Origin of the sequence: Rhodoglobus aureus (genome assembly GCF_039527955.1) — a bacterium.
Lineage (GTDB): Bacteria > Actinomycetota > Actinomycetes > Actinomycetales > Microbacteriaceae > Rhodoglobus > Rhodoglobus aureus.
Genome location: NZ_BAAAKW010000019.1, coordinates 1 through 10334, shown reverse-complemented (window position 1 = coordinate 10334; position 10334 = coordinate 1). Strand labels below are relative to the sequence as shown.

The following is a 10334-nucleotide window of genomic DNA, read 5'->3' as shown; positions in this document are numbered from 1 at the left end:
CGACTCATGCCTCAAACAATGACGGGAAGTGTCAGGACCAAAGACCGCTGAAAGGTCAGAGCTCTATTGATGCAGAACCGTCAGAGATGTCCTGATACATAACAAACAAGCCCGACCGCACTCCACGAGAAAGTGCTGGTCAGACCTGTTTTATTTGGTGCGCCCGGAGGGATTTGAACCCCCGGCCTATTGATCCGTAGTCGAAAACCATTCCCGCAGAACTATGCAGAAGTGCAGAAAATCGCTGCAAAACACTGGTGACTGGGCGCGACTCCGATGCCGCGAGTTGACCACGATGCTCCCCAAGTGTGGGTGAAATGTGGGCACGGTTAATCTGATTATTGCTCGGTAACGGGCCCTGTCTCCACTACATCGGTGGAATCAGGGAAAGAGAAAACGCGGCCTTAGATCCAGGTCTTCGACGTTGGGTCCCACGCTGCCGCAGGATCGACTGCGTTCACGAAGACTGGGTCCAGGAATGTGGACACCTCAGTGAGCTGATCCTTAGGGCGGCCAAGGTGATATGTCTTCGACGACGGACTTCGCACAGCGCGAGGCCCTGTTGCCGGGCGATACGTTGCACCGTAGTGGAGGTCTGCTCCGGGGCCATGTCAGTATCTACCGGGCGGTTCGTAGGAGGCCGACCGCTCGCGGCAGGGGCTGCGCAATGGCGAACAGCTTGGCGGGCCGGGATGCTGGGAGCTTCGACCAATTGCGCAGCGCCTCGATACCGGTCTCGCATGCGACAGTGCCGCGCAGCCTGAACGCGTCGACGATCGAACGTTCCGCCGAATAGAATCCTATGCTCTGACCAGCGCTCCCTGTCGCGAGCAGAGTGCGCCCGATCTGGAACGTGGCACGGTCGAACAGGTGCCAATCAACCACGGCCTGAGTCTTCGCAGGCCTCTGGCCTCGAGGGATCGCAATGTCGGTGCGAGTTGGAACTGCATCGATCAACTCGAAGCGTGCAAGAGCCGACTCTAAACCGTTAGTCGCATCAGCACGCCTTCCTACAATCTCCATCAGATCAATACCAGCTACCGGGAGGTCGGTATGCCGATACAGCCCACGGCTGATGCGCTCAATCTGCTGCCCGTCAAGCAACCGATAGAGCTGACGCAAGTCGATCCCCTCGCGGCTCGCCTCAGATTAGGAGAACGCGCGCATCGGCAGACCCGTGGATGACATGTGCTTAATTTGGCATACAAATAGATTTAGTTGCAGCTATTTATAGGCGTGAGCCCGGCTGCATGAAGCGAGCAAACTTCGAGCACGGTCTCCTTACTTTTCGAATCTGGCACAATCACGCTTGCGTAAAGAGCCCAAAACTACATCAGGTGAGGGCCCGCGGTGACGTCCCTGGGAGTGGTGAACACAGTTGCCCGCATCAAATCCGGTAATGTCGAAGTGATAATTTCGACAATGACGCGGCGACTTAGGCATCATCTGAGCAGACGGGCACGGCACTATCTTCAGTTGGCGTTAGGAGTCCATTTGGGAGAAGCCGCAGAACAATTCGAGTTGTTTCCTCCTCAATGTCGGAGGTCTGACACTAATCGCATGGTTGGTTGCGCCTATCTCCAGTCCGCTGCCGCCGGGATGCGCACCGGATCAACGAGGCAGTCATAGACTGCGTCTTCGCGAAACGGAAATTCTCGCTCGATGTCGGCCGACAGGACAATACCCAGCCCAGGTGCCGCCGAGACTGTGGCTAGCCCTCCATCAATTTCAAGTGCCCCTTCGAGGAGCGCTGCGCGCAGCGGATACGAGGGCAGCGGCCATTCGACGGTCGTGCCTCCCCCTGCGAGCGATGCATGGTAATTCGCGAGCACGCCCACGCCTCCACCCCAGCAGTGCACGTAAACGCTGACATCTTTTGCTTGTCGCGCCGCCGCAAAAACGTCGAGCACGGGCTGGATACCGCCTATTACAGTCGCATCCGGTTGCGCGAGATCATAGGAGCCTATTCGGATACGTTCAATAAGTTCCACTTCGGTCGTTACAATCTCGCCACCCGCGATGGGGACGCTCGACAACGCGCGTAGCGCTGGCAACTCGGTGATGCGATCGGGCCCGAGCACCTCCTCGAGAAAGACCGGCGCGTCACCCGAACCCTCACTAACGTCACTGAGAAACCGGAGCACTTCCTCGGGGGTATGTGACGGCGCGACGAGGTTTTGCGTCATATCAACAGCCACCTTGATCCCGGCACCCTTGCCGGCGCGCTGCGTCCACGTGACTTTGTCTGCTTGGTGTGCCCTTCCACGAATCTTAAACGTCGTGATTCCCAACTGGGCAACGCTGTCTAGCTCGCGCTTCATCGCGGCGGGATCCACGCTGTCACCGCCACTGGCGTAAACCTCGAGGGCGCGCCGCTCGGGTGCACCGAGAAACGCATAGAGGGGTAGACCAGCCAGCCGTGCGTTGCAATCCTGTAGCGCGATCTCAACCGCGCTGATGACGTGCCTTGCGGCTCCCTGGACACTCCAATAACCAGTCGCCGTGACTATGTCATGAAAGCGTGCGGTGATATCGCGAGCATCCCGACCCAGTAGCAGAGGCTCCAATAGCGCCACAATCGACTCGAATACCCGCGGTGCGAACACGGCAAGGTATCCCTCCCCCAAACCGACTGTACCGTCGGAGAGGGTTATTTCGACTAAACCACAGGTGCGAAGTCCCCTCGGCAGGTGAAGTCGATTCTCAGCACTCGAGATAGGGTCGCCGTAGGGCGCACTCAGGAGCACCGATCGCACTCGCGTGATTGTGGTTGCGCTCATGCGAGTGGGTCCGCAATCACGAGTTCGACCGTGTGGTCATCGATCCAGTCCCAACCCATTTCGACACCCAGCCCAGGGCCGTCGGGGCACGTCAGGCGGCCCTCGGAGTCGAGGACCATCGGATTGTCTAATACTCCGAAGCGGAACATCTCGTGGTGCACTTCCAATCGGTCTGTTGTTGCGGTCGCGCACGCGACATGAAGGTTCGCGATATCGAGCAGCGGAGACGCACATGCGTGAATCTCAAGGCCCACACCTAAGAGGTCCGTCATGCCAATCGCTTTCACAAGCCCTGTCACTCCAGCTTTGATATACACATCTCCTCGTACGAGGTCGAAGGTGGATCTCGTCATAGCATCGGCCAGTTCCATGAGACTGACGGTCTCTGCGCCAAGAATTGGCACATCGAGTGCCTTGCGCAGCTCGAGCAATTGGCCAAGCTGACGATCATAGAGTGGCTCTTCGAACCAATCGAAGTCGAGGCGGCCCAGCGCGCGTCCGGTAGTGAGGGCATCGGCATAGCTTAGGTGGTTGGAAGCGTCGAGCATGAGGGAGAAATCGGGGCCAACTGCGTCCCGTGCCGCTTCCAGTTTTGGGATGTCGATTGCGGGCCCCTGAAACATGTTGAACTTGGCGCCGGAATAGCCTCGATCCCGAATCAGCAGCGCCTCACGTGCCGTTTCTTCGGGAGATTCGAGGAAGTAGGATCCGGTTCCGTAAGCGCCCACTGAATCGCGGGTTCTCCCCAGAAGTGTGCCAATGGAACTCCCAAGCGCCTTACCCTTGAGGTCCCAGAGCGCGACATCGATCTGCCCCGTGGAAGCGTCGCTCAAGGCGTAGAGGTGTCGGTTCATCCGTCGCATGTCCTGCCATATGGCCTCGATGCCGGTCGGGTCTCGGCCGATGAGCACTCGGGAGTACACATCAATGAGTTGTTGGGCGGCGCCACGGCCCTGCCCGAGTGGGCAATAGCCGGTCGAGTACCCTGAAATGCCGGAGTCGGAAGTGATCTCCAACAACGGAAACTGGAAAGACTTTTGTTCGCCCGCCGGTGTGCTTTTGCCGTACCAAGGCGCACTGTCAATGGCCAACCTGCGCACGCCTACTTGCGTGATCTTCATTTGAATGCTCTGGTTCTGAGGTCTACCTGGTTGATGTACTTGCCTCCCGCCCGAGCAGCACCGATGTTGGAAACCACCAGTTCGGTGAGGCGGTCGGGAAAGCGTCGAGAGAGTCCCGCGACGTGAGGCGTGATAAGAGCCCGTTCCACCCCTACCATGGGCTATCGACAGGAAGGGGCTCCTGTTCGAAAACATCGAGTGCCACGCCCGCGATCTTGCCCTCCCGCACTGCCGCCAGCAGCGCAGCAGCGCAGCATCATCGATCACAGTACCGCGAGAGAAGTTGTAGAGGTATGCCGTGGACTTGAGCGACGAGATGACTCTGGCATCGACGATTCGCACGGTTTCCGATCCACCCGGAAGGGTGAGGAACAAATGATCGGCCTTCCGCACAGCCTCGTCGAGGTCAACCCGGCCCACCACAAGATACCCGGCAAGCGCATCGGGAGTGCGGCGCACGCCGATTACATGCATTCCCAGACCAAGACACCTATCGGCGAGTGCCGCGCCGATGTCGCCGAGCCCGACGATCACCGCCGTCGTCCCAGTGATTTCATCGTACGCATCGGGATCGAGACGCAGGAAGTCGTGAGTTTCAGCCTGCTTGAGATGCTGGGGCAATTTCCTCGCGAGCAACATGAGCTGCGCGATTGTGTGCTCTGCGACCGGGGTGCTAGTAGTGCCGCGTGAATTGCAAAACGCGAGTTCCTCATCGCGTTCGATCCCGTGACCGAGATAGGCGTTGAACCCGGCGCTGCCGCAAACGACGAGACGCACGCCACTCGTTCCCAGTAGGTGCGGAGATGGCCACCCCGCGACGGCCATCGCGTCCGCAAGGGCGACTTCCCATTCGCACTCGCTCGCACTCTCCGGAAGACGCAACGTATGCGCCCACCCTTTGGCCGCTGCTTCGACCCTATCCATGTGCTCATCGTGGAACTGATCCACGGCGATGACTATGGAGGGACTCATAATAGTCCTCTGTTTCGATCGCGGGCGACAGCGGCTACCAGCGACGCAAGCAAACGCTCCTGTTCCGCGATCGGCGGGTGCAATATGTCGTCACTAGCCAGCGCGAACACAGCGGCACCGAGCCGCGAAGGTTCCAGCCCAGCTAGCCGCGGGACGATGTGGAAGTGCACATGGCGGGTGCCTTCCGCCCAGTTCGCGGCATAGGTGCGCTCGGCCCCTGTCTCGGCACGGATCGCCGAGGTCAGGGAGCGCAAGAGCGGACCTAGGCTCGCCGCCTCATCGGCGGAAAGCTCATCGAGCGTCTCCCGGTGCTCGCGCGTCGCGAGGGTGATCCAGCCCGTGAGCGGAGCGTCACCGGCGGGAATCGAGACGAACCAGCTCTCGCCAATCGCGGTCTCAACTGTTGAAGGCCGAGTCGCACAGACCTCGCATCCCATTAGTATCCTGCCTCCCAGTTCACGGTGTTCGCCAGTGGTTTTCCCACACGCCACTCAGCCAAGTTGTCGAGGAACCGACGTGCCTTATCGCGAAGTTCATCGCGGTAGCCACCCCCTGTATGCTGTGTGAGGATGGTACGCGGCGCCAGCCAAAGCGGGCTATCCGCATCCAGCGGCTCCTGTTCCGTGACGTCAAGTACGGCACCTCCCAGAGCGTTTTTTGCCAGCGAGGAGCAGAGCGCAGCTTCATCAACGGCGGAGCCGCGCCCCACATTGACGAGGATCGTGCGATCCCCGAGGAGCGCGAGGCGCTCGCGGTCGAATATCCGGACCGTCTGCTGTGTGCCCGGCAGACAGCTTGCGACAATGCTCGCGGTAGCTAGAGCCGCATCGAGCTCTGCAAGGGTATGAAGCTCAGCAGTTGGAGATTCGCGGGCATAGCTGACGACCGTGCAATCGAACGCCTCAAATAGCCGGCGAAGCTTGGCACCGATCGAACCGGTGCCAAGGACGACCACCCGACGACCGGACAACAGCTCGGTTCCTGGCCGAATTTCCGGCGTCGCCCAGCGCTGCTCGGCGGTCGCGGCAACGAGTTGGTCGATGCCCCTCAGGAGCGCCAAAATGCCCGCAAGCGCGGTTTCTGCCACCGGTTGCGAAAATAGGCCGCGAAGATTCGTGACCTCAATAGACCTTGCCCGCAGCTCCGGCGTGACCGTAGCGTAATTTTCGAAACCGATTGATTCAAGCTGCAGCCAGCGAAGGGCGGTGAGGCTCGGCACCCAATTCACCGGAATGTTACCGAAGATCACCTCGCATTCCGCGAGGGCGGGATCCCACTCAGATCCCGCATGCCACAACACGTCGTCGGTTGCGAGTTCTCGATTGCACAGCTGCGTGGCCGCGTCGTCGAGACCTGCGACTATCGCGACGCTAATTGCACGAGTCAACCCCGCACCTCACCCAAGAGCAGGGCGCGAGCCTCCTCGATGGCGGGACGAAGGCGAGCGGCAAGTTCTCTAGCCGCGCGCCGGTCTTCTGCGCCGAGGGGGCCCCACGGGAGGCGAGGATCACCCGCGTGGGGGCTGAGCTCGTTCATCAGCTGCTTTATGAATCCGAGGCCGCCGTGTGCTCCGGCGACATCTGCGATGGCCCGGAATGGTTCGTGGAGGGCAAAAGCTTCTGCCGTGCGCCCCGCTGTGAACGCCTCGTGAACACGCACTGCAACGGAACCAAGACCATTGAAGAGGCTCCCGATCACACCATCGGCACCGAATGCGAGAGCAGCGGGCAACAACTCATCGCGACCAAAGAACACACGCACTGACGGCGCGGCTCGGCGCGTGAAATCGAATTCCATGAGGTCCTCATCAGTGAATTTCACGGCGTTCAGCGTGGGAATCTTTCCGACGGCGGAGGCGACGATGGCACTCGGTCGATGAGTCGAGCCGGTCATGCTGGGGATGTGGTAGAAGCAAAATGGGGTGTTGGGGGCTGCAGCAGCTACATCCGCAAGGAAGGACGTAACGCGATCGACGCTCGGAGTCTCCCCGTAATAGGGCGCGACCGCGGCGATCATATCGGCACCGCTGGCCTCCGCGTGCGCTGCGAGTTCCTGCGCGCGGGCGAGCTCCGTGTGTCCGACCTGCAGCCCGAACCCGAATCCCTCCGGTCGGATGTCACGCCACCGCTCGGCGAGCGCCTTGCGTTCGTCAACGGAGAGGGACGCGAACTCGCCTGTGGTGCCGCCCACAAAGGCGCCAAACACACCGTCCGTCTGCAGATGGGTAGCTTGGGCCGCGACCGGTCCTAAGTCGAGCTCGCCCGAAGGGGTGAACGGGGTGGGGGTCGCTGCCCAGATTTCGAGGCGTGCGGTCATCATATTCCTTTCGATGGTGCTTTGTGTGGAGAGCAAGTGAAGCTGTCGCTGGGGGTTACGACTTCGTCGCACCCTCAGTGAGTCCCGCGACGATGTAACGCTGCAAAAAAATAAACGCAATAATCACAGGCAGCGCGATGATCGTCGATGCCGCCATGAGATCGTTCCAGCGGATGCCGAACTCGTTAGTGAGGCCAGCGATCACGACCGTGACTGGCTGAAGATCCTCCCTCGTCGCGAGAGCCAGTCCGAACACGAACTCGCCCCAGGCACCCAAGAACGTAATAACACCGACGGTCACGATGCCGGGCGAACTGACGGGCAGGGCGATCCGCAAAAATGCCGTGAAGTTGTTACACCCATCCGTCTTGGCCGCCTCGATCACGTCGTTAGGAACCGCAAGGAAGTAAGGACGCATAATGGTGATAGCGAGCGGAATCGCGAGCGAAGCATTAGCGATGATGAGCCCTGCAAAGGTGTTGACCAGTCCTGCGCTGCTGAAGAGTGCAAACAGCGGCAGGGCGAGGTTGACCGACGGGACCATCTGCACAACTAGGAACAACATAAGAATTGCCGGCAGGAAAGGGATATTCAGACGCGCGAGACCGTATGAGGCCGGAAGCGCGACGACCAGCGTGATAATCGTCGTGCCGACCGCGATGATGAGCGTGTTGAGCAGTGCGCGCGTCAAGCTCGCATCCGCGAACGCGGCGATATACGAATCCAACGTCGGAGGGAGCGGAATGAGGCTCGGTGGCCGGGAAAAAACGTCTTCACGTTGCTTCAACGAAGTGATGAGCATCCAGTACACCGGAATAAGGAAGACAACCGTCGCCAAGGCTGCAGGCACCATCCGACGGCGGCCCACCATTTTTAGACGATTCATGAGCGGTCCTCCTTTCGGAGGGAGCGGAAGTACGGAATCGACAGCATGATCGGAATAATCAGCAGCACGGTCGTCGCGACCGCTGCCTTTCCGAAGTCGTAGAACGTGAATGCTTGGTCGTAGGCGTAAATGGGCAGAATCGTGGTGGCGCCACCCGGGCCTCCGCCGGTCATAAGGAACACGGTGTCAAAGGTCTTGAAGGTGTAGATGAAGCAAATCAGAGCCGTGGTGAGCACGACCGGTCGCAGTATCGGAAGGGTGACGCGCCAGAACTGCTGCCAGGCGGAGGCCCCGTCGATCAGTGCGGCTTCGTAGAGAGTTGGAGAGATCGATTGGAGCCCCGCGAGCAGCAGGATCATCGCGAATGGTGCGAAGCTCCAAGAGGTTGCAGCAGTCACACCGATTAGCGCAGTGAACGGATCACCGAGCCAGAAGACGTCGTCGTCAATGAGTCCGACGGACTGCAGGATCGCGTTGAAGAGTCCGTACGTGCCGTCGAGGATGAATCGCCAGAGGTTGGCGCTGACGACTGTCGGCAGAATCCACGCGGCGAGCACAAAAGCGCGCAAGAGATTGCGTCCCGGGAAGTCGGCGTTGAAGAGAAGGGCGAGTCCGAGGCCTACGAGCAACGTGAGGATAACCGAGGCGCTCGTGTAGAGAACCGAAATTCCGGTCGCACGCCAGAACGCGTCGCGAGCGAACTGGTCGGAGTAGTTGTCGAATCCAACGAAGTCGGCACCGCCCTGGACTATCTCCTTGATACCCACGTCGAAGAAGCTTTGTCCGACGTTGTACACCAGCGGATACGCAACGGTCGCGAGGACGAAGACGACCGCGGGAAGTAGAAACCAGATGTCCTTCGACACGCGCCGTCGTCCAGGTACCGCCGCTTTTGAAGCGACAGTACCTGGACGACGTTTAAGCGTATTCAACGCCATGTTTATTTTGCGAGCGTTTCATCGATCGATGCTTGTGCCGCCGCTAAAGCGTCTGCAGTCGAGGTTCCACTGATCTTCGCCTGCAATGACTGCTGGACGAAGGTGAATATCTCATTCGAGCCCGCAGCAAGCTTGCCCTCAGGGGCCCACGCACTGTTGAGCTGCTCCGCGAAGGTCGCACGTACGGGATCGCCAGACGCATCGGGAACATCGTTCCGTGCCGCAAGCTTGTTACGAGCGGGCAGGTACACCTCGAGTTCCTCGGGGCGCTGCATGAATGTGATGAGGTCCCACGCCTCGTCGGCGTGCTCACTCGTCAAGCTGATCGACAGGTTCTCTGCCGACAGGAACGTCGACCGAGACTCTGAGCCTTCCGGAAGGAGTGCAACATCCCAGTCAAGGTCTGGATAGTCGTTGTTGAGCACGCTGATGTAGCTCGCGGAGTTGATCATCATCGCGGATTGGCCGGTCGCGAATTGGTTCATGACGTCGTCCTCAATCCAGGTGAGGAAGCCAGGAGAGAGTGCACCTGAGTCGACCATCGTCTGGAAGGAGTCCAGCGCGATCGTGCCTTCGGGACTGTCAAACTTCTCAAGGGTTCCGCCCTCGGCAAGCGTGCGGATAACAAGACCCGTTGCTCCCTCGGCTCCCTCGATGCCGCTAAGTGCGAGACCGGTTCGGTCGTCGACAGCGAGCGCAGCAGCCGTCGCTTCCATCTCGTCCCAGGTCGTGGGCGGGGTGAGCCCTGCGGCGTCCAAGAGTTCGGTGTTGTAGTAGACGGCATAGGCGTCGGCAAGGTGCGGGATGCCGTAAGTGGCGTCTCCGACTTGCGCGGTCTCCCAGCTGGTCGGGAAGTACGCGTCCTGCTCTCCCCACTCTGAAACGCGATCGCTCAGGTCGAGCGTGACCCCGGCATCTGCCATCGACGCAGTGTCGAACGCGTTGATGAGTGCAACATCTGGAAGGTCACCACTTACCGCGGATTGGATAAGTGTGCGGTTGAAGTCACCGAACGGGATAAAACGGATGTCGACCGACACGTCCGCGTTCTCGGCCTCGAAGTTGTCAATGAATGCTTGCAATGCCACGCCATTCGGCGAGTCAGAGTCACCATAATACTGCCAGAAGCTGAGATTCGTGCTGCTGTTCCCAGAGTCCTGTGGTGCGCACGCAACGAGACTCGATGCGAGCCCGGCGGCGACTGCAAGCCCGAGAATGGGAATAGCAAGTTGATTTGGCCCCGGGTTTGTCGTTTGATTCGGCCCCACCCCGGGTAGGGTTTTCTGGGTTGCCGTTGGTCGCGGCGGGTTAGCCTTTCTGT

The 10334-nt window shown here is 59.9% G+C and carries 11 protein-coding genes and 1 pseudogene; all 12 read right to left on the bottom strand.

All coding sequences use genetic code 11. From position 1 onward, the window contains the following. Window positions 1-618 precede the first annotated feature (618 nt). A complete protein-coding gene (locus ABD112_RS05460; RefSeq protein WP_343923907.1) occupies window positions 619-1122 on the bottom strand; it encodes a type IV toxin-antitoxin system AbiEi family antitoxin domain-containing protein in 504 nt (167 codons plus the stop codon). Window positions 1123-1574: 452 nt separating this feature from the next. After that, window positions 1575-2780: a mandelate racemase/muconate lactonizing enzyme family protein gene (locus ABD112_RS05455; protein WP_343923905.1), complete on the bottom strand. Its 1206-nt coding sequence runs from the start codon at window positions 2778-2780 to the stop codon at window positions 1575-1577. Further along, the gene (locus ABD112_RS05450; RefSeq protein ID WP_343923903.1) at window positions 2777-3901 is read right to left on the bottom strand and encodes an enolase C-terminal domain-like protein; all 1125 of its coding nucleotides are present in this window, start codon (window positions 3899-3901) and stop codon (window positions 2777-2779) included. Before ABD112_RS05450 ends, ABD112_RS05455 begins: the two co-directional genes overlap by 4 nt. Further along, window positions 3898-4050: a hypothetical protein gene (locus ABD112_RS05445; RefSeq protein ID WP_343923901.1), complete on the bottom strand. Its 153-nt coding sequence runs from the start codon at window positions 4048-4050 to the stop codon at window positions 3898-3900. Before ABD112_RS05445 ends, ABD112_RS05450 begins: the two co-directional genes overlap by 4 nt. 2 nt (window positions 4051-4052) lie before the next feature. Next, entirely contained in the window at window positions 4053-4139 is an 87-nt protein-coding gene (locus ABD112_RS14605; protein WP_425563802.1) for an NAD(P)-dependent oxidoreductase, read from the bottom strand. Between the two features lie 77 nt (window positions 4140-4216). Continuing rightward, a pseudogene (locus tag ABD112_RS14600) lies at window positions 4217-4540 on the bottom strand (NAD(P)-dependent oxidoreductase); the annotation flags it as partial. Window positions 4541-4869: 329 nt separating this feature from the next. Beyond that, a complete protein-coding gene (locus tag ABD112_RS05435; RefSeq protein WP_343923897.1) occupies window positions 4870-5310 on the bottom strand; it encodes an HIT family protein in 441 nt (146 codons plus the stop codon). Continuing rightward, window positions 5310-6260, bottom strand: a complete 951-nt coding sequence (locus ABD112_RS05430) for a D-2-hydroxyacid dehydrogenase (protein ID WP_343923895.1) — start codon at window positions 6258-6260, stop codon at window positions 5310-5312. The genes ABD112_RS05435 and ABD112_RS05430 overlap by 1 nt, the downstream gene beginning before the upstream one ends. Further along, window positions 6257-7192, bottom strand: coding sequence for a dihydrodipicolinate synthase family protein (locus ABD112_RS05425; RefSeq protein WP_343923893.1), 936 nt, complete (start codon window positions 7190-7192; stop codon window positions 6257-6259). Before ABD112_RS05425 ends, ABD112_RS05430 begins: the two co-directional genes overlap by 4 nt. A 52-nt stretch (window positions 7193-7244) precedes the next feature. Further along, window positions 7245-8075 (bottom strand): carbohydrate ABC transporter permease, encoded by an 831-nt coding sequence (locus ABD112_RS05420; RefSeq protein WP_343923891.1) that lies wholly within the window; start codon window positions 8073-8075, stop codon window positions 7245-7247. Continuing rightward, window positions 8072-8941, bottom strand: coding sequence for a carbohydrate ABC transporter permease (locus ABD112_RS05415; protein WP_343923889.1), 870 nt, complete (start codon window positions 8939-8941; stop codon window positions 8072-8074). The genes ABD112_RS05420 and ABD112_RS05415 overlap by 4 nt, the downstream gene beginning before the upstream one ends. A gap of 74 nt (window positions 8942-9015) precedes the next feature. Beyond that, the coding region (locus ABD112_RS05410; RefSeq protein ID WP_343923887.1) for an ABC transporter substrate-binding protein at window positions 9016-10334 on the bottom strand (1319 nt) is incomplete at its 5' end.